The organism is Sphingomonas degradans, assembly GCF_053502645.1.
In genome coordinates, this window is sequence record NZ_CP177172.1 from 1,438,329 (window position 1) to 1,460,653 (window position 22,325).

General features: G+C 66.9%; 19 protein-coding genes. 9 read left to right on the plus strand and 10 right to left on the minus strand.

Annotated elements, in window-relative coordinates:
- Nucleotides 1-8: 8 nt before the first annotated feature.
- The 4 genes from ACG3SL_RS06375 to ACG3SL_RS06390 all read left to right on the plus strand — a co-directional run bounded on the left by ACG3SL_RS06375 (nt 9) and on the right by ACG3SL_RS06390 (nt 3,991).
- Entirely contained in the window at nt 9-371 is a 363-nt protein-coding gene (locus ACG3SL_RS06375) for a hypothetical protein (protein ID WP_448664300.1), read from the plus strand.
- 63 nt (nt 372-434) lie between these two features.
- Nucleotides 435-1,892 carry an IMP dehydrogenase gene (gene guaB / locus ACG3SL_RS06380; protein WP_448664301.1) on the plus strand — a complete coding sequence of 486 codons (1,458 nt, stop codon included), beginning with the start codon at nt 435-437 and terminating at the stop codon, nt 1,890-1,892.
- Between the two features lie 348 nt (nt 1,893-2,240).
- Nucleotides 2,241-3,425, plus strand: a complete 1,185-nt coding sequence (locus ACG3SL_RS06385) for an RsmB/NOP family class I SAM-dependent RNA methyltransferase (RefSeq protein WP_448664302.1) — start codon at nt 2,241-2,243, stop codon at nt 3,423-3,425.
- A 32-nt stretch (nt 3,426-3,457) separates the two neighbouring features.
- Nucleotides 3,458-3,991: a tetratricopeptide repeat protein gene (locus ACG3SL_RS06390; RefSeq protein ID WP_448664303.1), complete on the plus strand. Its 534-nt coding sequence runs from the start codon at nt 3,458-3,460 to the stop codon at nt 3,989-3,991.
- Here ACG3SL_RS06390 and rsmA read toward each other — a convergent pair.
- The 4 genes from rsmA to ACG3SL_RS06410 all read right to left on the minus strand — a co-directional run bounded on the left by rsmA (nt 3,984) and on the right by ACG3SL_RS06410 (nt 9,598).
- Nucleotides 3,984-4,799, minus strand: a complete 816-nt coding sequence (gene rsmA / locus ACG3SL_RS06395; RefSeq protein ID WP_448664304.1) for a 16S rRNA (adenine(1518)-N(6)/adenine(1519)-N(6))-dimethyltransferase RsmA — start codon at nt 4,797-4,799, stop codon at nt 3,984-3,986. The two genes, ACG3SL_RS06390 and rsmA, sit on opposite strands and share 8 nt — an antisense overlap.
- The gene (pdxA, locus tag ACG3SL_RS06400) at nt 4,796-5,779 is read right to left on the minus strand and encodes a 4-hydroxythreonine-4-phosphate dehydrogenase PdxA (protein ID WP_448665083.1); all 984 of its coding nucleotides are present in this window, start codon (nt 5,777-5,779) and stop codon (nt 4,796-4,798) included. The genes rsmA and pdxA overlap by 4 nt, the downstream gene beginning before the upstream one ends.
- A gap of 43 nt (nt 5,780-5,822) precedes the next feature.
- Nucleotides 5,823-7,193, minus strand: coding sequence for a peptidylprolyl isomerase (locus tag ACG3SL_RS06405; RefSeq protein ID WP_448664305.1), 1,371 nt, complete (start codon nt 7,191-7,193; stop codon nt 5,823-5,825).
- Between the two features lie 77 nt (nt 7,194-7,270).
- Nucleotides 7,271-9,598, minus strand: coding sequence for an LPS-assembly protein LptD (locus tag ACG3SL_RS06410; RefSeq protein WP_448664306.1), 2,328 nt, complete (start codon nt 9,596-9,598; stop codon nt 7,271-7,273).
- A gap of 113 nt (nt 9,599-9,711) precedes the next feature.
- On the opposite strand from ACG3SL_RS06410, the gene ACG3SL_RS06415 reads away from it, so the two are divergent.
- Both ACG3SL_RS06415 and ndk read left to right on the plus strand, forming a co-directional pair.
- Nucleotides 9,712-10,152 (plus strand): DNA polymerase III subunit chi, encoded by a 441-nt coding sequence (locus ACG3SL_RS06415; RefSeq protein WP_448664307.1) that lies wholly within the window; start codon nt 9,712-9,714, stop codon nt 10,150-10,152.
- A gap of 110 nt (nt 10,153-10,262) precedes the next feature.
- A complete protein-coding gene (ndk, locus tag ACG3SL_RS06420; RefSeq protein WP_448664308.1) occupies nt 10,263-10,685 on the plus strand; it encodes a nucleoside-diphosphate kinase in 423 nt (140 codons plus the stop codon).
- Between the two features lie 233 nt (nt 10,686-10,918).
- Here the strand turns inward: ndk and ACG3SL_RS06425 are convergent, their stop codons facing one another.
- The 4 genes from ACG3SL_RS06425 to ACG3SL_RS06440 all read right to left on the minus strand — a co-directional run bounded on the left by ACG3SL_RS06425 (nt 10,919) and on the right by ACG3SL_RS06440 (nt 14,626).
- On the minus strand, nt 10,919-12,310 hold the full coding sequence (locus ACG3SL_RS06425; protein WP_448665084.1) for a sensor histidine kinase: 1,392 nt from the start codon (nt 12,308-12,310) through the stop codon (nt 10,919-10,921).
- A gap of 23 nt (nt 12,311-12,333) precedes the next feature.
- Nucleotides 12,334-13,053, minus strand: a complete 720-nt coding sequence (locus ACG3SL_RS06430) for a response regulator (RefSeq protein ID WP_448664309.1) — start codon at nt 13,051-13,053, stop codon at nt 12,334-12,336.
- Between the two features lie 84 nt (nt 13,054-13,137).
- Nucleotides 13,138-13,737 carry an EF-hand domain-containing protein gene (locus ACG3SL_RS06435; RefSeq protein WP_448664310.1) on the minus strand — a complete coding sequence of 200 codons (600 nt, stop codon included), beginning with the start codon at nt 13,735-13,737 and terminating at the stop codon, nt 13,138-13,140.
- A 115-nt stretch (nt 13,738-13,852) separates the two neighbouring features.
- A complete protein-coding gene (locus tag ACG3SL_RS06440; RefSeq protein ID WP_448664311.1) occupies nt 13,853-14,626 on the minus strand; it encodes a thioesterase family protein in 774 nt (257 codons plus the stop codon).
- A gap of 204 nt (nt 14,627-14,830) precedes the next feature.
- Between ACG3SL_RS06440 and ACG3SL_RS06445 the strand changes: the two genes are divergently transcribed.
- The 3 genes from ACG3SL_RS06445 to ACG3SL_RS06455 all read left to right on the plus strand — a co-directional run bounded on the left by ACG3SL_RS06445 (nt 14,831) and on the right by ACG3SL_RS06455 (nt 20,110).
- Nucleotides 14,831-16,051: an acyl-CoA dehydrogenase family protein gene (locus tag ACG3SL_RS06445; RefSeq protein WP_448664312.1), complete on the plus strand. Its 1,221-nt coding sequence runs from the start codon at nt 14,831-14,833 to the stop codon at nt 16,049-16,051.
- Between the two features lie 64 nt (nt 16,052-16,115).
- Entirely contained in the window at nt 16,116-17,186 is a 1,071-nt protein-coding gene (locus ACG3SL_RS06450; RefSeq protein ID WP_448664313.1) for an acyl-CoA dehydrogenase family protein, read from the plus strand.
- A 185-nt stretch (nt 17,187-17,371) separates the two neighbouring features.
- The gene (locus tag ACG3SL_RS06455; protein WP_448664314.1) at nt 17,372-20,110 is read left to right on the plus strand and encodes a TonB-dependent receptor; all 2,739 of its coding nucleotides are present in this window, start codon (nt 17,372-17,374) and stop codon (nt 20,108-20,110) included.
- 53 nt (nt 20,111-20,163) lie between these two features.
- On the opposite strand, the gene ACG3SL_RS06460 is transcribed toward ACG3SL_RS06455, so the two are convergent.
- Nucleotides 20,164-20,736: a manganese efflux pump MntP gene (locus tag ACG3SL_RS06460; protein ID WP_448664315.1), complete on the minus strand. Its 573-nt coding sequence runs from the start codon at nt 20,734-20,736 to the stop codon at nt 20,164-20,166.
- Between the two features lie 206 nt (nt 20,737-20,942).
- Nucleotides 20,943-22,181, minus strand: coding sequence for a TetR/AcrR family transcriptional regulator (locus ACG3SL_RS06465; protein ID WP_448664316.1), 1,239 nt, complete (start codon nt 22,179-22,181; stop codon nt 20,943-20,945).
- Nucleotides 22,182-22,325 lie beyond the last annotated feature (144 nt).

A 22,325-nucleotide genomic window follows, 5' to 3' on the forward strand; every position in this document is an offset into this window, starting at 1 on the left:
GATAGAGGATGGGGATTCTGCACGCTGCCGACGAAGAGCTGCTCACCGCGCTGCGGCTGCTGGCGGCGCAGGTGGCGTTGCCCGCGCCCGACTGGTCGGCGCTGCCCCAGCTACGCTATCGCATATCCCGCGCGATGGCGGCGCGGCACAAGATCGTGAACGATCGCCCGGCACTCGACAGCTCCATGGTCGAGGCGGCACTGGCGCTGCGCCAGCGCTATACCGCCCATGTCGGCAAATGGACGCCCGCTGCGATCGGGACGCAATGGCCCGCCTATTGCACGGACTCCCGCGCGCTGATTTCCGCAATCCGCGGCCATGTCGAAGCGTATAATCGCATGGCTGCGACCCGGGCTGCGCTCGCCCACTAGCGTTTTGCCACCCTCGCGGTTACATGGGCCGCCATCCTCCGACTCAGGACTGCTGGCGCACCCATGGAAATCCCTCTCGGCCTTACCTTCGACGACGTCCTCCTCTATCCGGGCGAGTCCGAAATCGTCCCGAGCATGGCCGATACCCGCACTTTCGTGACCAAGACGCTGGCGCTCAACATCCCGATGCTGTCGTCGGCGATGGATACGGTGACCGAAGCGGACATGGCGATCGTCATGGCGCAGCTGGGCGGCATCGGCGTGATCCACCGCAACCTCGAAGTCGAAGAGCAGGTCGCGGCGCTCCGCCAGGTCAAGCGCTTTGAAAGCGGCATGGTGGTCAATCCGATCACGATGCGCCCCGATGGCACGCTGGCGCAGGCGCAGGCGCTGATGGCGCAGCACCGGATCAGCGGCATCCCGATCATCGAGGCCGGCGGCAAGCTGGTTGGCATCCTCACCAACCGCGACGTCCGCTTCGCCGAGAACCCCGATCAGCCGGTGTCCGAGCTGATGACGCACGAAAATCTGGCGACTGTCCCCGTCGATTTCGCCAAGGACGATGCCCGCCGCCTGCTGCACCAGCGCCGGATCGAAAAGCTGATCGTCGTCGATGCCGATTATCGCTGCGTCGGGCTCATCACGGTGAAGGACATCGAAAAGGCCGTCACGTCGCCCAACGCGACCAAGGACGCCGCCGGCCGCCTGTGCGTCGCCGCCGCGACCACCGTGGGGGACAAGGGCTTTGCCCGCACCGAGGCGCTGGTCGATGCGGGCGTCGACTGCATCGTGATCGACACCGCGCACGGCCATAACAAGGACGTGAGCCGCGCAGTCGAGCGCGTGAAGAAGCTGTCGAACAGCGTCCAGGTGATCGCGGGCAACATCGCCACCGGCGACGCGGCCAAGGCGCTGATCGATGCCGGCGCGGACGGGATCAAGGTCGGCATCGGCCCCGGTTCGATCTGCACCACGCGCGTCGTCGCGGGCGTCGGCGTGCCGCAGCTGACCGCCGTGATGGACGCCGCCAAGGAAGCGCAGAAGGCCGGCGTGCCGGTGATCGCCGATGGCGGCATCCGCACCTCGGGCGACATTGCCAAGGCGATTGCGGCGGGCGCGGGCGCGGTGATGGTCGGATCGCTGCTCGCCGGCACCGAAGAGGCGCCGGGCGAGACGTTCCTGTATCAGGGGCGCGCCTACAAATCCTATCGCGGCATGGGATCGGTCGGCGCGATGGCCAAGGGTTCGGCGGACCGATATTTCCAGCAGGACATCAAGGACCAGCTCAAGCTGGTGCCTGAGGGGATCGAGGGCCAGGTGCCGTTCAAGGGCCCGGCCAAGGACATCATCCACCAGATGGTCGGCGGCGTGAAGGCGGCGATGGGCTATGTCGGCGCGGGCACCATCCCCGAGTTCCAGAAAAAGGCGCGCTTCGTCCGCATCACCAATGCGGGCCTGCGCGAAAGCCATGTCCACGACGTGACGATCACCCGCGAAGCGCCGAATTACCCAACGCGGTGAAAGGGGCTTTTCAAGTAGGATTTGATCTGCTTTTGTTCCATCCATGATGGTCGAAGCTCAGCCCGAATCAGCGTGCGCACCTCGCTGGGCGGGGCAATCGTGGCGGGAAGCACGGCGTCATCCTGACGAAAGTCAGGATCCATTCTCCTCTCCGCCTGCGCTATTTGCCGTAACGGAGCGCCAAATGGGTCCCAGCCTGCGCTGGGATGACGGCGTTGATGGTGGCCTGTTCCCCTATACGATTGCCCTGCGCTGCTGGGACGGTGCCGATCCGGCGGAGGGCCCTGGGGGGGAGCCTAAACTTCCTAAACATATTTGGCGCGCTGGTGGCGCGTCGCGGGCGCGAACATGACGCCCGGCGCGCGCGTTCAGGCCGCGATCGACCTGCTCGACCGGATCATCGCCGCCGCGCGCGATCAGGGCGCGGCGGCGGACACGCTGATCGCACGAGGCTTTGCCGAGCGGCGCTATGCCGGGTCGAAGGACCGGCGCGCGATCCGCGACCTGATCTACGACGCGATCCGGCTGTGTGGGGAACGGCCCGATAGCGGGCGGGCGGCGATGCTCGCGCTGGTCCAGCAGCGGCCGGAGCTTGCCGATGCGTTCGACGGATCGCCCTATGGCCCCGCTCCGATCGTGGCGGGCGAGCCGGTTGCAAAGGCCGGGGCGCTGCCCGCATGGCTTGCAAAGGCGTTCGATCGCTCGGGGCTGGGTGCAGCCGAACAGGCGGCGCTGCTCGAACGCGCGCCGCTCGACTTGCGCGTCAACACGCTTCGGACCGACATGGCGACGATCCGCGCCGCTTTGCCCGAAGCCGCGCCGATCGCGTTCCTGCCCGATGGCCTGCGCCTGCCGGGCGATACCAATGTCGAGAAGCTCTCGGCCTTTGCCGATGGCGGGATCGAAGTGCAGGATGCGGGCAGCCAGGCCGTGGCGCTCGCGGCGGGGGTGACGCCGGGCATGCATGTCATCGATTTGTGCGCGGGCGGCGGCGGCAAGACGCTGGCGCTGGCCGCCGCGATGGCGAACCGGGGCAGCATCCTTGCGTGCGACATCGATCGCAACCGGCTGTCGCGGCTGGCGCCGCGCGCGGTCCGCGCCGGGGTGACGATCGCCGAGACCCGGCTGCTCAACCCCAATCGCGAGGCCGAAGCGCTGGCGGATCAGGTCGGTCGCGCCGATCTCGTGCTGGTCGATGCGCCCTGTTCGGGCACCGGCACGTGGCGCCGTAACCCGGAGGCGCGCTGGCGGCTCACCCCCGATCGCCTCGCGCGCACGGCGGGCGTACAGGCGGCGTTGCTCGATCTCGCAGCCACCTTGCTGCGCCCCGGTGGGGTGCTGGTGCACATCGTCTGCTCGCTGCTCGACGACGAAGGCGCGGGGCAGGCCGAAGCGTTTCTGGCGCGGCACCCGGGCTGGCGGGTCGATCCGCTGGCGCTCGGCGTCGGCCATGCGCGGGGGCCGGGCGTGCGCCTTACGCCGCTGGCGGACTCGACCGATGGCTTTTTTGTCGCGAAGATGGTGCGGCCATGATAGCCGGAACGCTCTCGCTCTCGGAGAAAACAATGCGCGTCACTGCGATTTCGGCTGCCTTCGCCTTGATGGCGCTTTCGGTTTCCACCTCGCTGATGGCGCAGCGTCCCGATGACGCGATCGATCCCCGGTCGCTGGCGCTGCTGCAACAGGGGCGGGCCGCGCAGGCGGCGGGCAATGTCGACGCCGCCGAAGACGCGCTGGAAAGCGCGCTGGCCGCCGATCCGCGCAACCGCGAGGCTTTCGTCGTGCTGGCCGACATCTCGCGCGGGCGCGGGCTGCCGGGCAAGGCGATCCGGCTCTACCGCGAGGCGCTGACGCTGGAGCCCAACGACCTGGCGGCACTACGCGGGCAGGGCGAAGCGCTGGTGGCCAAGGGCGCGATCCTGAAGGCGAAGGAAAACCTGGCCAAGATCAATACGATCTGCGCGAATGCCTGCACGGATTCAACGGTGCTGGCCGCCGCAATCGCCAAGGGCCCGCCCGTCACCGTCGCCGCCGAGCCCGCCGCGACCGCGACGCCCTCGCCGGCAGGGACGCCGACCCCCACGCCGAAGCTCAACTGAGCGCGCGGGCCAGCGCGACGAACTCCTCGACCGACACCGTCTCCGCGCGGCGGCTGGTGTCGATCCCCAGCGTCTCCATCGCCTCGATCGCGCCGGGCATCCCCTTCAGGCTCTGGCGCAGCATCTTGCGCCGCTGGCCGAAGGCGGCGGCGGTGATCCGCTCCAGCACGGCCATCTTCACGCCCTGCGGCGCCTCGGCGGGGACGATATGGACGATCGCCGACATGACCTTGGGCGGCGGGGTGAAGGCGGAGCGATGGACCGTCATCGCGATGCGCGGCGTCGACCGCCACTGCGCCAGCACGGCCAGCCGGCCATAGGCATCGCTGCCCGCCGGCGCCACGATCCGCTCGGCGACTTCCTTCTGGAACATCAGCGTCAGGCTGGCCCACCACGGCTCCCACGCTGCTGACAGCCAGCCGACGAGCAGCGCGGTGCCGACATTATAGGGCAGGTTGGCGACGATGTGCGGCTTGGTGGAGAACAGCGCCGGCGCGTCGACCTCCAGCGCGTCGCCCTCGATCACGCTGAGCTTGCCGGGGTAGTAGCCGCCCAGTTCCTCCAGCGCGGGGATGCACCGCCGGTCGCGCTCGACGGCAATGACATTGGCGCCCGCACCCAGCAGTGCGCGCGTCAGCCCGCCGGGGCCGGGCCCGACCTCGAACACGTCCGCACCCTCGAGGTCGCCCGGCACCTTGGCGATGCGGGCGAGCAACTGGTGGTCGAACAGGAAATTCTGGCCCAGCGCCTTGCTCGCGCTGAGTCCGTACCGGCTGATGACGTCGCGGAGCGGGGGAAGGGGAGTCACAAGGTTCCTGTAGCGGCAGCCTGCGCGCGCTGTTCCGCCTGGGCGGCGGCCATGCGGATCGCGGCGATCATCGCGCCCGGGTTGGCTTCGTTGCGGCCGGCGATGCCGAACGCCGTGCCATGATCGGGCGAGGTCCGCACGATCGGCAGCCCCAGCGTGGTGTTGACGCCATCGTCGAAATGCAGTGCCTTGATCGGGATCAGCGCCTGGTCATGGTACAGGCACATCGCCGCGTCATAGCCGGCACGGGCACGGGCATGGAACATGCCGTCGGCTGCGAATGGCCCGACGGCGTCGATGCCTTCGCTGCGCAGCTGCTCGATGGCGGGTGCCACGATGTCGATTTCCTCGCGGCCCAGTGCCCCGCTTTCGCCCGCATGGGGGTTGAGCCCGGCAAAGGCGAGCCGGGGGCGCTCGATCCCGAAATTGCGCAGCAGCCCGCGCGCCGTGACGCGCGCCTTGGCGAGGATCAGCTCGTGCGAGATCATGCCGGGCACATCCGCCAGCGGCACATGGATCGTGATCGGCACGACCCTGAGTGTCGGGCCGGCCAGCATCATCACTGCATTCTCGCCGGACACGCCGCACCGCTCCGCGACGAACTCGGTCTGGCCGGGGTGCGTGAAGCCGATCGCGTAGAGCTGCGACTTCGCCACCGGCCCCGTGACCAGCGCGCCGGCTGCGCCCGACCGCGTCAGGCCCACGGCCAGTTCCAGCGATTCCAGCGCGGCGCGGGCGCCCTCCACGTCGGGCCTGCCGGGCGTAACCGCGCCGCCGGCGCCGACCGAGATGATCGGCAGGGCCTCGTCAAAGACTGCGGCGGCTTCCTCCGGCGATCCGACGCGGGCGATGGGGCCGCCCCACACCTGTTCCACCGCGCGAGGGTCGCCGACCGCGCAAAAAGGCGCCAGCGCGTGTGCCGCGCGGGCGGCCCAGGCCTTGGCCGTGATTTCCGGACCAATTCCGGCGGAATCCCCCATCGCGATGGCGAGCGGGCGTATCAGCGTCCGCTCGGCCACGATGTCAGCGATACTCGATCAGCGCGTCGCGGCGCAGGTCGCGCAGCATCCGCTGGGCACGCAGGTTCACGCGCTCTTCTTCGAGCTGCGACTGGATCGCCTCGACCGACGGCATGTTGACGTCCTTGGGATCGTCACGCCCGCAGATCACCAGCACGCGCACGCCATCCTCGACCGAGCCGAAGGGTTGGGTCGACTGGCCGATCTGGAGCGGCAGGATCAGCGTCTGGAGCGCCGGCGGCAAGTCGCGGATGACGATGCCGTCGCGGTCGACGACTTCGGCATTTTCCGCCGCCGCGACCTTGGCGACGTCGCCGCAGCCCTTGATCGTGCGCGTCGCTTCCGCGAACTTGCCGGCGCGCCCGGTCGCCTGCGCCTCGGTCATCCCCTTGGGGAAGGTGATTGTCAGCTGGCGCAGGCTCAGCTTGGCGTCCCGCGCGTCGGGCATCAGCACCTGGCGCTTTTCGGCGAGGTACAGGATCGAGAAGCCCGTGGGCAGCTTGATCGGCCCCGCGACCTGCCCAGCCTGCATTTCCTGCGCGGCCTGCGCCAGCGCGTCGGGCAGCATGCCGGGGCGGATCCAGCCCAGATCACCGCCGACCGACTTGGTCGATGCCTCCGAATAGGTCTTGGCTAGATAATCGAACGGCGCGCCTTCGCGCATCTGCTGGATCATCTTCTGCATCGCGGTGAAGACCTCCTGCTCGCGATCGGGCGTCGCGTTCATGTAGATCTCGTACACGTGATATTCGTCGCTGCCCTTCTGGGCCATCATGCGATCGATCATCGCCTTCACTTCCAGCTCGCTCACGTTCACGTTGACGCGGCGGCGCAGCAGGCGGTTCCAGGCAAGATCGCCCTCGATCTGGCGGCGCACCGAGCGTTCGGACGAGCCGATCTGCTTCAGCATCGCACGGAACTGGTCCGGCGTGTTGTTGAAACGCTTGGCGACGCTGGAGAAGCTGGAATCGATTTCCTTGGGATCGACGGTGATCTCGTTGGCCTTGGCCTCCTGGATCTGGAGCGTCTCGTCGATCAGCTGGCGCAGCACGGTGAGGCGCAGCTGATCGCGCTCCTCCGGCTTCACGGCGAGCTTGTTCAGCCCGACGATCAGCGCGACGCGCTGGTCCACGTCCGTGCCCGTGATGACCAGGTCGTTCACGATCGCCGTCGGCTTGCGGATGTTGGGGTCGGCCTTGCCGAAGATCTGGAGGTTCGCCGGCAGGTCAAGGCCGGTGTTCGGCACCTGCTGATCCGGCACAGTCTGGGCCATGCCGATCGACGCGAGACCCGCAACGCCAAGTGCCAGAACGGCTTTGCGGCCGAAGCGGGCCGCCTTTGCAACACCAATGTTCACGTGAACCCGTACCCTCATCCATCCGGAGATCGAGCCGCTTACTTGCCAATTGTGCCTGAACCAAGGCTTAGCGGCGGCTCCTTGCGACCGCGAAACTAGCGGCCAAGGTTCTTGAACGCCAGCGACAAAAGGAAGCTGTTGCCCCGCTGGGCATCGCCGGTGGTCGCATAGTCGCGCTTCCACGTCAGGCCCAGGCGAAGGCAATCATCCTCGTAACTGACGCCCAGGCGATGGCGCACCGGCTCGAACCCGTCGGATTGCGACAATATGTCTTCCTGCCGATTGGTCAGGTCGATCAGGATCGAGCCGGAGACGGACCAGAAGCGGGCAAGCTGGACGCGGGCGCCAAGCCGGGCTTCCTCGCGATCCTGCAGGTCCTCCAGCGACGCGTCGATGTCGCGGTTGAGCCGAAGATAGCCGACTTCGACATAGGTGTTGCGCGAGCCGACCGTGGCGTCGATCTCGTTGCGGCGGACGGCGAAGTTGTCCTTGTCGAGCCGATATCGGTGCGTGAAGGAAATGAAGTCGCGGAACCGCACCACCGTACGCCCGACGATGTCCGAAACCCGGCCGGACAACCCTGTCCCTTCCGGGAACACACCGGGCGAGGTCGTCAGGCGATAGCTTTGGCCGACATTGGCGTCGATGCTGAACCCCGGCAGGTACAGTGCGTAGTCGAGGCCCCAGGTCACGCGGCTCGAATCGTCGAACCGGTCGTAACCGGGGAAGCGGTTCAGCGCGAAAAGGTTGGAATCCTCCAGGTCGACCGCACGGGCGTCCTCGTTCGGCACTTCGAGGTTCTTGACGCGCGGCGCGCCGACGATCTGCACGCGCGGCGAGATGCGCTGGGTGCCGCCCAGGAAATCGCCCACGAACGGCCATTTCATGTCGGCGGCCACTGCACCGACGCCCCGGAACTGGAATCCCTCGAGCCCGCGATAGCTCTCCACCGTCGTCAGCAAGGTGTCATGCGTGTTGTACGCATCCGCCCGGCCATAGGCGGTCAGCGTGATTTCCTGGCCCCACGCGGTGAGCCGCCGCAGGTTCCACTGCGCGCTCGCAAAGGCACGCTGCGAATCCTGGCCTTCCGAGCGCGCGATCGCGAGCGTGTTGAGCTGAAGCTCGATGCGGCCGCCGACGATGTTCTCGTCCAGCCTGCGGCGATAATCGATTTCGGGCAGCGCCACCGGCTGCATACCCTGCCTGTCGCCGACGCGCAGCGTCTGCACGGCCCAGGCGTTGATCGAGAAATAGCTGTCCTGGTCGATTCGCTCGACGCGCAGGTTGTTCCGCAGCCGGTCGTCGCGCGAGATATCATAGCGGCGCAGGAACGTCCGGTCGGTGGTCAGGCGAAACGACGCGCTGGCGCTCCAGTTCGGATCGAGTTGATAGCGGCTCACGGCGTCCAGATAGCCGCGAAAGTCGTTCCGCGAAGTGGCGTCCGTGACGGGTACGGTCAGGTCGTCGGCGCGTCGGCTGTACGTGCCGTAGCCGGTGATCCGATACGCTCCCGAGCCCGTAAGCGCGCGATACTCGGCCTGGAGCATCGGCAGCGTACCGCTGTACACGCGCGGCGTGATCGTCAGGTCGCGATTGGGCGCAAGGCTGAAGAAATAGGGCAGGGCGATCTGAAAGCCGTTTGTACGGCTGTAGCGCAGGTCCGGGGTCAGGAATCCGTCGTCGCTCTTGCCGCCCACCGGGTGCGAAAAGGCAGGGAGGGGGATCGTCGCGATGTTGAACACCGAGATGCGCGCGCCGGTGTAGCGGATGCGGCCGCGGGCCGGATTGTAGACCACGTGCTTCGCGGTGATCTTCCACGACGGCTCCTTGGGGCAGCCGGTCGTGTCGGTAACGGCGCAGGGCGTGTAGGCGGCGTTCTCCACCGTAACGATGCCGTTGTCGCGGCGGCCGCTGCGCGCGGCGATGCGCCCGCCGGCGTCGAGCACGACGAGCATGTTCTGGACCACACCGTCCTTCAGCGTGTCGGTCAGTTCGATCCGGTCGCCATAGGCGGCGTCGCCTTCCGGATTGATGATGACGATATTGCCCTCGGCCACCACCTGGCCGGTCTTGCGGTTCCACACCACGCGGTCTGCACGCAGGCGGTCGCTCTGGCGATACAGGCGCACGTCGCCATTCGCGGTGACGACCTCGTTCTCGTAATCATAATCGAGCTGGTCGGCGTTGAACTGGATCTCGTTGGGATCGTCCGAGCTGGCGGTCGCCAGCGGCGGCGCCGGATCGGCGGGGCGATCCTGGAGATCCGCGGCGGGCACGTCCTGCGCCGGCGCGGGCGCCTGCGCCAGATCGGGTTGCCGGGCGGGCGACTGGCGCGGGTCTGCCGTCTCCTGAGCCCGGGCTTGTGCCGCAAGGCACAGCCCAAGCGCGGCCGACACCATCAAGGCCTTGCGCGAAACGACCATTCCCACCTTTTCTTCTACTCCCCGGCACGCGGATACCCGCCCTATCGCAGCGGTTGCGGCACCGCAATGTCGTGCGCGTTGGCCCGAACGCTCCGAAAGGCTAACAGGAGCCCATGAAAGTCGATTTCTACCACCTCACCCAGCGCCCGCTCGAACGGGTATTGCCGCAAATCGCCGAAAAAGTCGTGGCTGGCGGCGGCCGGTTGCTGGTTGTTGCGGACAGCGCAGATCGTCGCGCGGCGCTCGACCAGCTTTTATGGACCTATTCGGCGGAGAGCTTCCTGCCCCATGCCCAGGAGGGGGGCGAGGACGATGCCCGCCAGCCGGTGCTGATCGCAGAGGCGGTGACTGCCGCCAACGGCGCGCGCAACGTCGCGCTGGCCGATGGCGTCTGGCGCGACGACGCCCTGAGTTTCGACCGCGTCTTTCACTTTTTCGACGAGGACCGCATCGCCGAGGCGCGCGCGGCGTGGCGGGCGCTGGCCGCACATCCCGAGGCGGAGCGCAATTACTGGAAGCAGAACGACTCCGGCAAATGGGAAAAAGTCGCCTGATGGGACATGTCGGCGAAGGGCGCGGGATGGTGCCGCTTGCATCCGATCGCCCTGCGGACTAGGGGAGCCGCGACTTTCTCCCAACCTTAAAACACAGGAGCCGCACGGCCATGGCCGCGACCCGGACCTTTTCGATCATCAAGCCCGATGCAACCCGCCGCAACCTGACCGGCGCCGTCACCAAGATGCTGGAAGAAGCGGGCCTCCGCGTCGTCGCTTCCAAGCGCATCCAGATGACCCGCGAACAGGCCGAGGGCTTTTACGGCGTGCACCGTGAGCGTCCCTTCTTCAACGACCTCGTTGAGTTCATGATCTCCGGCCCGGTGGTCGTGCAGGTTCTGGAAGGCGAGAACGCCGTGCAAGCGAACCGCGACATCATGGGCGCGACCAACCCGGCGAACGCCGAGCCCGGCACGATCCGCAAGGAACTGGCCGAATCGATCGAGGCGAACTCGGTCCATGGTTCGGACAGCGAAGAGAATGCCGCGATCGAAATCGCGTTCTTCTTCAAGCCGGAAGAAATCGTCGGCTGATCCGGCGCCTGCTCCATTCGGAGCGGCATCGACAGAACAGGAAAGGGCCGGGGTTTCCCGGCCCTTTTCGTATGCGCGTCAGAGTCTGTTTGGACACGCGCTGATGCGCATTTCGCGGCGCCGGCCCGCTCCCCCACCCGGCCACCCATAGGATACTGGTGTTGGGTGGCCGGGTGGGGGAGCGGGCCGGCGCCGCGCTGAAATTCGCTCTTTCGCGAATTTCAAACGGCCTCTCAGCTGCGCGGCAGCCGGATCGTGGCCAGCAGGCCGCCGTCCTCGCGATTGGCGAGCGTCACTTCGCCGCCGGCGTCGGACACGATCGCCCGCGCAAGTGCCAGCCCCAGCCCGATGCCGCCGGTGTCGCGATTCCGCGACGTCTCAAGCCGGGTAAACGGATCGAACACCGCGTTCAGCTTGTCCGCAGGGATGCCCGGGCCGCGATCGGTGACTTCAATCGCGACGCTCGTATCGCCGGGAACCAGCCGCACTTCCGCCCCGCCGGCATACTTGACGGCGTTCTCGATCAGGTTGCGCACTGCGCGACGCATCAGCGACGGGCGCATCCGCATCTTGAGCCGCGGCGCTTCTTCGAAGCTCACTGCGTGGTCGAGATCGCGAAAATCCTCGACCACCGCGTCGATCAGCGCCGACAGATCGACATCGGTAGGCGGCTCGCTGGGCCGGCCCAGCCGCGCGAGCGACAGGATGTCGTCCAGCGTGCGGTTCATTTCGTCGATCGTGTCGGCCATCCGATTGCGGTCGTCGTCATCCTCGACCGATTCGATCCGCACGCGCAGTGCGGCCAGCGGTGTGCGCAGATCGTGGCCGATCGCGCCCAGCATCCGGTCCTTTTCGTCGATCATCGCGTTCACGCGCAGGCTGAGCGCGTTATAGGCGCCGATCACTGCGCGCACGTCGCCGGGCCCCTCCTCGGCGAGCGGCGGCGTGCCGTCACCGGGGCGGAATGCCCGCGCCGCCGTTGCCAGCCTGCGCAGCGGCAGTGCGATGCGGCGCCCGGCGACCAGCACCGGGATCAGCACCACGATATACAGTATCAGCGTCTGCGCGAGCAGCTGCCAGATCAGCGACCCCTCGACACGCGGCCAGGGTGTTCGCAGCGCCAGCCAGCCCTTGCCGGGGATTTCGACAGCGATTTCCAGTTCGGCGCCCAGCCGGCGGAGGCGCTCGGCGCGTACCGGGTTCATCCGGCGCAGCTGCGGTTCGTCGACGGGCCGTACAGACGCGATCACGTCGCCAAAGCCTATCCCGGCGTCCGTGAGGCCTTGGCGGACATCGCGCTCCAGGTCCGCGCGGCGCGGCGCGGGCGGCGGGATCGGATTCTCGGCATGGATCTGGACCCGCGTACGCGGATCGGAGCGGAACACGCGCGCGCCCTCGCGCTCGATCCGCAGCGGCGGCGCGCCCGGCCCCTCGGGCGGCAGCGTCATCCGTTCGGACGCGTCGGCGAGCCTCGTCACAGTGGGCACGATGAACTGGGCGAACCGCGCATTGCGTCGCTCGCGCAGCAACAGCCCGAAATTGATCGCCTGTGCGACAAACAGCGCGATCGCGACCAGGACCGCGATCTGTCCGGCCAGGCTGGTGGGAAGAAAGCGGCGGATCATCGGCGGTGCCGCCGACAGCGCGCTCACAGGCGAGTCACTTCGGCGGCGAGCGTATAGCCGCCGCCCCATACGGTCTTGATGATCGACGGGTTCTTGGCGTCCGCCTCCATCTTCTTGCGCAGCCGGCTGACCTGGTTGTCGATCGCGCGATCGAACGCCGCCGCCTCGCGCCCTTGCGTCAGGTCGAGAAGCTGGTCGCGCGTCAGCACCTGGCGCGGGCGCGTGACCAGAGCGTGGAGCAAATTATATTCGCCCGTGGACAGCGGCACCGACACGCCTTCGCGATCGACCAGCGCACGCTCGCCGGTCTTGAGCACCCATCCGGCGAACGCAAAGCTGCCGCTTTCGGGCGCGTGCTGCTTGGTCCCGCCGGCGGCCATGCGGCGCAGCACGACCTTGATCCGCGCGGCCAGCTCGCGCGGGGAAAAGGGCTTCACCACATAATCGTCGGCGCCCATTTCGAGCCCGACGATGCGCTCCGTCTCTTCGCTGCGCGCGGTCAGCAGGATCACGGGCGTCTCGCTGGTTGCGCGAATGTGGCGGCACAGGCTCAGCCCGTCTTCGCCGGGCATCATGATGTCGAGGATGACGAGGTCGATCGCATAGGCGCTCATCCGCGCGCGTGCGCCCTCGGCATCGCCTGCCTGCGTCACGCGAAACCCCTGCTTGCTCAGATATTGAGCCAGCGGTTCGCGGATCGAGCGCTCGTCATCGACGAGGAGGAGGTGGGGCAGGTCTGACATCGGGGCAACGTACCAATTCATGGGCAGGAAGAAAGTGCCGGGCGGATCGAGGAGTGGACCCGCCCGGCAAAATCCGGCCTACGGTCAGTTCGAGGCGTCGGCCGGAGGGGGCGGGGGCGGCGGCGGGGGCATGTCGCCCGGGCCGCGATCGGCGCGGCGCATGCGCATCTCTCGCATCCGCTGATGGGCGGCTTCGCGCTCTGCCGCGTCGATCTTGCCGTCATGGTTGGTGTCGATCCGGTCGAAGCGGCGCAGCGCCTGCGCCTTTGCCTCTTCGATCGTCAGCACGGGGGGCTTCGGGGGGCCGTCCATGCGATGCTTGCCGGGGCCATCCGGGGCACCTGGCCCATGGGGGCCTTCGGGGCCGCCCGGACCGCGGCGACCGCGCGGGCCACCGGGAGGCGGGCCTCCGGGACCGGCATGGAGCAGCGCCAGCACGGCTTCGCGCTCGTCCGGGCTGATCGTCCCGTCCTTGTTGGCGTCGATCCGCGAGAAAGTGGCGGTGACGTCGGCGATCACTTCGTCGCGCGTCAGGATGCCGTCCTTGTTGGCGTCGGCGCGCATCATCGGATCGGGGCGGGGCGGGCGGTTTCCGGGGGCAGCGCCGGGCGTCGTCTGGGAGGCGCTCGCACTCCCCGCGAGCAGCGATGCGCCCAGCAGCGCTGCGACCATAGCTTTCTTCATGCGACCAAACTCCTGTCTTCTACTGGCGGTGTTTCCGCGACGGATGCCTTTCTGGGGGCATTCCGTCTCAGCAGTTTGTCAGTCGCGGGGGAAAGTGTCGCAATTTGTCGCCATGTTACCCGAAGATCGCGACTCCCTGCATCGCTTCGGCCACCATCTCGCCATCGCTGCTCCAGATCGCCATGCGCTGGCTGCTATACCCGTCATGCGCCGCATCCGCGCGGGCGTGGAGCAGCCACCAGCCGTCGCGGGTCTGGGGTGCGGGGTTGAGGAAATTGATCTGCCAGTTGAGCGAACTGAGCGGTGTGCGGAAATCGCCGATCAGCTTGAACGCGGCGGGCGGAAGCGCGTCGCCGATCGCCATAAGCTCGACCATCGGGTCCAGCCCCTCGCGCCCGCGCAGCCGCGCCCAGCGCAGCCATTCGGCCGGTCCCAGCCCCTCCGGGCGATCGACGAAGTTGAAGTTGCCCGTAAAGAAATTGTCCGGCCCCGTGTACACCTCTGTATCCGGCGCGGGAGCCGCGATCGGGGCGGCGGCCGTGGTGTCGTGCTGGAGCACCGAGGGCAGCGCCGCCATGAAGACGAAGGTTGCGCGCATCCCCAGCCCCGCCTCGGACGCGACATCGCTCTGAAGGAACGCGGCGTTGCGCCCGCGCCGCAGCCGGGTCGCGGTAATCGTCACGTCGCCTGCCAGGGGCCCGATGAACGCGACCTGCGCCGAGCGCAGCGGCGGCAAATCGGGCTCGATCGCCGTGGCGGCGTGCAACGCCAGCGCGGAGGACAGTCCGCCAAACGCGGTGCGTCCCTGCATCCAATCGGGCTGGACCGTCGTGCGGAATCCGTTTTCACAGGGTTCGGCGGCGGCGATGATCTCTGCAATCGGCGTCAAAACTTGGTCCCTTGGTCGCAGCGGTGCGGCAATGCGTACGCGAGCGGTGCGGCGATTTCCATACGCCAGTCTCGAAAATAGAGTGGCAAGTCGCACATCTTCGGTTGCGGCAGTTAGGACGGGGCCCATGGAAATTACGGCGCTTGACGGCGCGGCTGCCATACCGCAACTTCTAATTAAACCGAAGACTCCGGGAGAGACAGGATGGCCACCACCTTGGATGCCGAAGCGCCGGCCGACGCGCTCGACGGTTTTCGTGCGGATGTGCGCGAATGGCTGGCGGCGCATTTCCCGCCCTCGCTGAAGGGTAAGGACAATGCAATGTCGGCGGTCGAGGGGCCGCACGAAAACTCGCCCGAAGAGGATGCGTGGCAGGCGGCGATGGGCGAGAAGGGCTGGGGTGTGCCCACCTGGCCTCGCGACTATGGCGGCGGCGGGCTGAGCCGGGCCGAGGCGCGCGTGCTCCAGGAGGAAATGGCGCGGATCGGGGCGTGGAACCCGATCGGCGGCATGGGCGTGATGATGTTCGGCCCGACGCTGCTCGAATATGGCAGCGAGGCGCAGAAGCGCGAACATATCCCGGCCATCGCCAACGGCACCGTGCGCTGGTGCCAGGGCTATTCCGAACCCGGCGCCGGATCGGACCTTGCCTCGCTCCAGACCTTTGCCGAGGACCATGGCGACCATTATGTCGTCAACGGGCAAAAGACCTGGACCAGTGGCGGCCAATGGGCGGACAAATGCTTCATGCTCGTCCGCACCGACAAGACGCGCAAGCATGAGGGCATCACCTTCCTGCTCGTCGACATGGACACGCCCGGCGTCGAAGTGCGCCCGATCCGGCTGATTTCGGGCTCCTCGCCCTTTTGCGAGACCTTCTTCACCAATGTGAAGGTACCCAAGACCAATCGCGTCGGCGAGGAGGGGCAGGGCTGGACGATCGGCAAGAGGCTGCTCCAGCACGAACGGTCCAGCCTGTCGGGTGGTGGCGGCGCTGCGGGGCGGATGTTCGCGGGCATGCCGCTGTCGCAGGTCGCCAAAAACTATCTGGGCGAGGATGCGGAGGGCCGGCTGGCGGATGCCGATCTGCGCAGCCGGATCATTCGCCACGACATGGACCTGCGCGCCTTCATGCTCACGCTGCGCCGCGCGGCGCAGGAGGCGAAGTCCAACCAGGGGCCCTCGGCGGCAACCTCGATCATGAAGAATGTCGGCGCGCGGATCATGCAGGAGCGGTCCGAACTGCTGATCGAAATCCGCGGACTCGCCGGGCTCGGCTGGGAAGGCGATGGCTTTACCGAGGAGGAACTGCACGATGTCCGCAGCTGGCTCTTCGGCAAGGCGGTGTCGATCTATGGCGGGTCGAGCGAGATCCAGAACAACGTGATCGCCAAGCGCATCCTGGGGATGCTGGACCACCAGTAACCCGGCGCCAGCGGCTCCCGTCGAACGCATTCCCGGCGCGGCCGGGACACCCAAGGAAATACCCATGGCCATCCTGACCGAAGAACAGACGATGCTGCGCGACATGGCGCGCGAATGGGCGGACAATGAGTCGCCGGTCACTGCATTCCGAAAGATGCGCAACGCCGGCGCCGCTGCGGGTTATGATGCGGCGGCGTGGCGCGCACAGGCCGAAATGGGCTGGGCCGGAATCCTGGTGCCAGAGGTACAGGGCGGATCGGGCATGGGCTATCTGTCGCTCGGTCTAGTGCTGGAGGCGCTGGGGCGCACCCTTACCGCCACTCCGCTGGCGGCGACGGCGGCGGCGACCAGCGCGATCCTGCTGGGCGGATCGGAGGCGCAGAAGGCGCAGTGGCTGCCCCGGATCGCCGCCGGCGACGTCGTCGCCACGCTGGCGGTGGACGAGGGACCGCGCTTTGCGCCCGACAAGATCGCCACGCGGGTCGACAATGGGCAATTGTCGGGCACCAAGGCGTTCGTCGCGGAGGGCGATAGCGCGCAATTGTTCGTCGTCGCGGCGACCGACGGGTTGTACCTCGTCACCGGCGACACGGGTGTGTCGCGGTCGCCCCGCCACCTCACCGATTCCCGGAGCCACGCGGAATTGCGCTTCGATGCGGCGCCGGCCGAGCCGCTTTCAGGCGGCGTGGACCTGATCGGCCGGGTCGCCGATCGCGCGGCGGCGGCACTTTGCGCCGAGATGCTCGGCATGGCCGAGGCCGCGTTCCAGCAGACCAACGACTATCTGAAGACCCGCGTCCAGTTCGGGCAGGTGCTCGCGTCGTTCCAGGCGCTTCAGCACCGGATGGCAAAGATGTTCACTGAACTCGAACTGATGCGCTCGGTGGTCGAGGCGGCGCTGGAGGCGATCGATTCCGGGAAAGCCGATGTCCGGCAGGACGTCAGTCTCGCCAAGGCGGTCGCGGGCGAGACGCTGCACCTGGTGAGTCGCGAAATGGTGCAGCTCCACGGCGGAATCGGCATGACCGACGAGCATGACGCGGGATTTTACTTGAAACGGGCCCGCGTGCTGGAGGCGATGTGGGGTAACGCGGCATGGCATCGCGACCGTTTCGCGCGCCTCAACGGCTATTGAGCGGCAAAGCGCGGACAAACCACTGTATTTATCCTGATACGACCGTGTCTTTTAGGCAACATCTCTACGTAGGTCCCAGTTTGCAACCTTTGTTACGCTTGACGGCATAGAGCGAAAGGGTTGTTATTCGAGGATAGGGTATGGAACCCGTCGAGTGTTCCAGCCCTGGTGGAGAGGAGACTATTATGCGGCTACGCCTTTTGTCGGCCTGTGCGGTCCCGGCATTGATCATGGCGCTCGCAGCGCCCGCACATGCGCAGACCACCCCCGCCGGGGGCCAGTCGGCGCAGGATCAGACGCCCGAGACCTATGATACCAACGATATCGTCGTCACCGCGCAGGGGCGTGCCCAGGTCCTGGCGGATGTGCCGCTGGCCGTGTCGGCAATCAGCGCGGAGGCGCTGCAACAAAGCGGCGCGAACGACATCCGGCAACTCAACCAGATCGCACCCTCGCTGCTGGTATCCTCGACCGGCAGCGAAGCCAATGGTTCGGCGCGTATCCGCGGCATCGGCACGGTGGGCGACAATCCCGGCCTCGAAAGCTCGGTCGCGGTGTTCATCGACGGCGTCTATCGCTCGCGCTCGGGCATCGGCCTGAACGAACTGGGCGAGATCGAGCGCATCGAAGTGCTGCGCGGGCCGCAGGGCACGCTGTTCGGGCGCAATGCCTCGGCGGGTCTCATCAACATCGTTAGCAAGGCGCCGGCCCCCACGTTCAGTGCGGGTGCTGAGGCAACCTATGGCAATTACAACAATATCCGCCTGTCCGGCTATGTGAACGCGCCGCTGGGCGACACGCTCGCCGCGCGGATCGACGGCGTCTACAACAAGCGCGACGGCTTCTATAACGACGTGCCCACGGGCAACGACATCAACAACCGCAACCGCTATTTCGTGCGCGGGCAATTGATGTACGAGCCGTCCAGCGACCTGAGCATCCGCATCATCGGCGACTATACCAAGCGCGACGAGGATTGCTGTGCCGCGACCTATGTGAACGGGTCGATGAACCAGTTCATCGGCGGGCTGAACGATCCGGCGCAGAACAGCATCGTGCGCGTGCTGCGCGACCTGGGCCAGCCGATGGCGGCATTCACCAACGGCTATAATCGCGACATCTATGTCACGCCGGGTCGCAGCTATTCCGGCAAGACCGAGGATTGGGGCGGTTCGGTCCAGGTCGATTGGAACCTGGGCGGCGCCAACCTGACGTCGATTACCGGCTATCGTAAATATCATTCGGACCAGGGTTCGGACACCGACTATAGCTATGTCGACATCCTGTATCGCGCTGCCGATGGCGGGAATGCGCGTGAGTTCAAGACGTTCAGCCAGGAACTGCGGCTCCAGGGCACGGCGTTCGACGAGAAGCTCGACTGGCTGATCGGCGGGTACTTCGCGAACGAGGACCTCACCGTCACCGACAATCTCCGCTTCGGCAACCAGTATGGCCGCTTCGCCACGTGCCGCATCGTTTCGGGCAGCGCGTTGGCGGCGCTCTATTCCCCAACGTCGGCGGGGTGCCTTGCGGCGCGGCCGGCGGCATTCGGTGCAGCGTCGCCGCTGGTCTATGCGGCGTTCGATCGGCTGGACGCGATCAACAACAAGGGCACGACTAGCGACCGCTATTTCCAGAACAGCCGCAACTGGGCGCTGTTCACGCACAACATCGTCCATCTGGCGAAGAATTTCGACCTGACGCTGGGCGTGCGCTACACCAATGAGCGCAAGAAGTTCGACGCGACTTTCGGCAACGACAATGTTGGCTGCACCGCGAACCAGGCGGCGCTGCTGCCGCTACGCTCCACCGCGGCACTGACCGGGATCGTCGATGCGATCGTGGGGCTATCGTGCCAGGGCAATTCGACGGCGGAGCTGAACGGCGTTTCGATCAACGATCGCCGCAGCGAGCACAAGTTCACCGGCACCGCCGTGGTCTCGTGGAAACCGATCGACGACCTGCTCGTGTACGGCAGCTATTCGCGCGGCTATAAGGCGGGCGGCTTCAACCTCGATCGCTCCGCGCTCAAGGCGCCGATCGCCACCTTCGCCTCGGCCGGCGGTGCGCAGGCGCTGGCCAGGGGCCTGCAGTTCGATCCGGAGACAGTCAACGCGTTCGAAATCGGGGCGAAATACTCGACCGGCGCGTTCAGCCTCAACGTCGCGGCGTTCCGGCAGGAGTTCAAGAACTTCCAGCTCAATACGTTCAACGGCACGGTCTTCCTGGTGCAGAACATCAATGGTTGCACGACCGGCCTGAACGGCGGCGACCGCGATCAGAGCAAGTTCACCACGGCGGGTAACTACAACGCTGCGGCGGGCACGACAGGGGCGTGCAGCTCGGGCGATGTCGGCTATGGCGTGCTGTCGCAGGGTGTCGAACTCGAAGCCTCGCTGGTTCCGGCGCGCGATCTTCGCGTCGGGCTTGGCCTGACCTATTCGGACACCAAGTATCGCGAGCAGCTGGTGGGCAACGCATCGGGCGCGCCGCTCGACCAGGCGCTGCGCAAGCTGCCGGGCGACAACCTGTCCAACGCGCCGGAATTCGTCGCGACGGCTTCGGTGTCGTGGACGCCGGACCTTGGCGGCTCGGGGCTCAGCGGCCTGGTCTATTTCGACACCCGCCTGACCGACGACTATAACACCGGCTCGGACCTGTTCCCGCAAAAGGAACAGGATAGCTATGCGCTGGTGAATGGCCGCATCGGCATCCGCGGGCCCGAGCAGAAATGGGCCATCGAGCTGTGGGCACAAAACCTGCTCAACCAGAATTACCAGCAGGTCGCGTTCAACTCGCCGTTCCAGGAGGGCGCCACCGGCGCGCCGTTCACCGACCCGCAATATCCGGGCGGCCGCCAGATCTTTTCGTCCTATCTGGCCGAACCGCGCACCTATGGCGTGACGCTGCGCTCGCGCTTCTGACCTGAACGCCAGCGCAAGACGGGCCTGCGGGAAACCGCGGGCCCGTTTTCGCGTCAGCCGAGGAAGCCGGTGTGCTCGGCCAGGATAGTCGCGCCGATCGCGATCAGACCCACGCCGCCCAGCAACTCTACCGCCGACCCGAAGCGGACGCCGACCGCGCGCCCGATGAGCATGCCGAGCGTCGCCATGGCAAAGGTGGCGCAACCGATCGCCAGCGCGATCACCAATATATCCGCCCCCAGAAACGCAAGGGTCACGCCCACGGCTGCGGCATCGATGCTGGTGCCGATTGCAGTGGCGACAAGCCCGATCAGCCCGCGCGCCTTGCTGCCTTCTTCCGCTGGTGCATCGGGATCGCGGCGTGCGGCTTCCCAGATCATCTTGCCGCCCACTGCCGCGAGCAGGAAGAATGCGATCCAGTGATCGACCGCAGCGACCAGCCCCGCCGCGAGGAAGCCCAGCCCATAGCCGATGATCGGCGTCACGGTCTCCACCGCGCCGAACACCAGCCCCGCGCGCACTGCCTGGCCAATGCTGGGGCGGCGCGCGGCGCCGCGCGCGACGGCGGCGGCACAGGCATCGGCGGACATGCTGAAGGCGAGGACGGCGAGCGAAACGGGAGTCATGGGCAGGATTCCACCGGACAAGGCTCAGCGCACTCGGGTCGGCCGGCTCGGCCCCGAACGCGCTGGTCTTGCTAAGCGGCATATCGCCGTCGGTGCGCCACGCGCCGCAGCGCGAGTATGTTGACGCTACCCCGGCATCCGCCGGAAGCTACTCCCCAACTGCGCCTCCACCTAGCGGCACCGCGCCCGAAGCGCAAGTCGGCGGATCACGCCGCCAGCGCGCGATCGTCGAACAGCCCGAACGCCAGCGTCGATGCGTAATAGGCGACCGCGCGATCGCGCGGCATCGTGCCGGCCCATTTGCGCATGTCGAACGCCGCGTTCTGCAGCGCCATCAGTGCCTGCGACGCGACCAGCGGGTCGATCGGCCGGATCGATCCTTCGGCGATGCCGTCGGACAACATGCCGGCAAAGCGGCGCGCAATCCGGTTGGATCGATCGATCATCGTGCTGCGCACCTGTAGCGGCAGGCCGGACAGGGCGGTGGTGCGCAGCAACGGCCCGCGCTCCGAAAACTGGACGTCGAGCAGCGTCGCGATCGTGCTTTCCAGCCGGTCCCAATGCGACCCGGCATGGCTTTCGGCCAGGCGCTGGGCATCGGCGATGATGTCGAAGCTGCGCTTGTAACAGGCCGTGACGAGGTCGTCCTTGGCGTCGAGATGGTGGTAGAAGCTGCCCTTGGTGACATTCAGTTCCGACGCGATGCGCTGCACCGATGCGCCGCGATAGCCCAGTTCGTTGATGAGCCGGGTGGCCGCGAGCAGGAACGCCTCGCGCCCCGGCTCGGGCTCGTCATGCTCCAGCCCGAAGATCTCCGGCGCCCAAACCTGCCCCGGCGCGGCGATGCCCGAGCGGAACACGTCCATTAGTCGCGCTTCGACGCGCGGATACTCGTCGACTTCGTAGCGGGGGAGCCACGCCGTCAGCCAGAAGGTGTTCTCCAGCAGCACATGCGCCCGCGCGCCGCGCAGGTCGGTTTCGGCGCGCGAGCCCTCCTTGCCCCACAGGCTGCGGGTCTTGCGAAAGACGTTGCGCCAGCCGGTCATGAGCTGGCTCTTCATCGGCTCTTCCATCGCCCGCAGATCGGACAGGATCGCAAAGTCGCGCTCCTCGCCGCGACGGATGCGGGCGAGCCGTTCCATGTTGATGTTCAGATAGCGCGCGACCCGCGCCTCGGGCGTGGGCTCTTCCAGCGCTTCGTCGAGCATTGCGTCCAGCCGCCCCAGCGTGTGGTCGAACGCCGCCGCCGCCAGGTCTTCCTTGCGCTTGAAATAATAGGTGACCGACGTGGTGTTGAGCCCGACCCGGCGCGCCACGTCGGCAAAGGTCATGCCCTTTGCGCTCTGTTCGTTGATCGCCTCGGCCGCGGCGGAGAGGATCGCGTCGCGCTTCGCCTGAAACCGCTTGGTGCTGCGCTCGGTCGGCGGGGTGTCATCGGGAGTCATGCGGGCAGCTTAGCCAAAACGTCACAAACCGAAAACGCATTTTTTGGGATTCGGGAATGTTGGCCAAACGCTGCGGATTTCGTGCGTTGATCTGTGTCCAAGACCCTTTACCGAATATCCGGTACGCTTTAAGCCGGACCCAAA

Bases quoted from the DNA above. Each gene is read 5' to 3' on its own strand.
- ACG3SL_RS06425 (WP_448665084.1), bottom strand. From the start codon at position 12,310: ATGATCCGCCGCTTTCTTCCCACCAGCCTGGCCGGACAGATCGCGGTC.
- ACG3SL_RS06410 (WP_448664306.1), bottom strand. From the start codon at position 9,598: ATGGTCGTTTCGCGCAAGGCCTTGATGGTGTCGGCCGCGCTTGGGCTG.
- ACG3SL_RS06465 (WP_448664316.1), bottom strand. From the start codon at position 22,181: ATGACTCCCGATGACACCCCGCCGACCGAGCGCAGCACCAAGCGGTTT.
- ACG3SL_RS06435 (WP_448664310.1), bottom strand. From the start codon at position 13,737: ATGAAGAAAGCTATGGTCGCAGCGCTGCTGGGCGCATCGCTGCTCGCG.
- ACG3SL_RS06430 (WP_448664309.1), bottom strand. From the start codon at position 13,053: ATGTCAGACCTGCCCCACCTCCTCCTCGTCGATGACGAGCGCTCGATC.
- ACG3SL_RS06390 (WP_448664303.1), top strand. From the start codon at position 3,458: ATGCGCGTCACTGCGATTTCGGCTGCCTTCGCCTTGATGGCGCTTTCG.
- pdxA (WP_448665083.1), bottom strand. From the start codon at position 5,779: ATGGGGGATTCCGCCGGAATTGGTCCGGAAATCACGGCCAAGGCCTGG.
- ndk (WP_448664308.1), top strand. From the start codon at position 10,263: ATGGCCGCGACCCGGACCTTTTCGATCATCAAGCCCGATGCAACCCGC.
- ACG3SL_RS06460 (WP_448664315.1), bottom strand. From the start codon at position 20,736: ATGACTCCCGTTTCGCTCGCCGTCCTCGCCTTCAGCATGTCCGCCGAT.
- guaB (WP_448664301.1), top strand. From the start codon at position 435: ATGGAAATCCCTCTCGGCCTTACCTTCGACGACGTCCTCCTCTATCCG.
- ACG3SL_RS06450 (WP_448664313.1), top strand. From the start codon at position 16,116: ATGGCCATCCTGACCGAAGAACAGACGATGCTGCGCGACATGGCGCGC.
- ACG3SL_RS06455 (WP_448664314.1), top strand. From the start codon at position 17,372: ATGCGGCTACGCCTTTTGTCGGCCTGTGCGGTCCCGGCATTGATCATG.
- ACG3SL_RS06385 (WP_448664302.1), top strand. From the start codon at position 2,241: ATGACGCCCGGCGCGCGCGTTCAGGCCGCGATCGACCTGCTCGACCGG.
- ACG3SL_RS06405 (WP_448664305.1), bottom strand. From the start codon at position 7,193: ATGAGGGTACGGGTTCACGTGAACATTGGTGTTGCAAAGGCGGCCCGC.
- ACG3SL_RS06415 (WP_448664307.1), top strand. From the start codon at position 9,712: ATGAAAGTCGATTTCTACCACCTCACCCAGCGCCCGCTCGAACGGGTA.
- ACG3SL_RS06375 (WP_448664300.1), top strand. From the start codon at position 9: ATGGGGATTCTGCACGCTGCCGACGAAGAGCTGCTCACCGCGCTGCGG.
- ACG3SL_RS06445 (WP_448664312.1), top strand. From the start codon at position 14,831: ATGGCCACCACCTTGGATGCCGAAGCGCCGGCCGACGCGCTCGACGGT.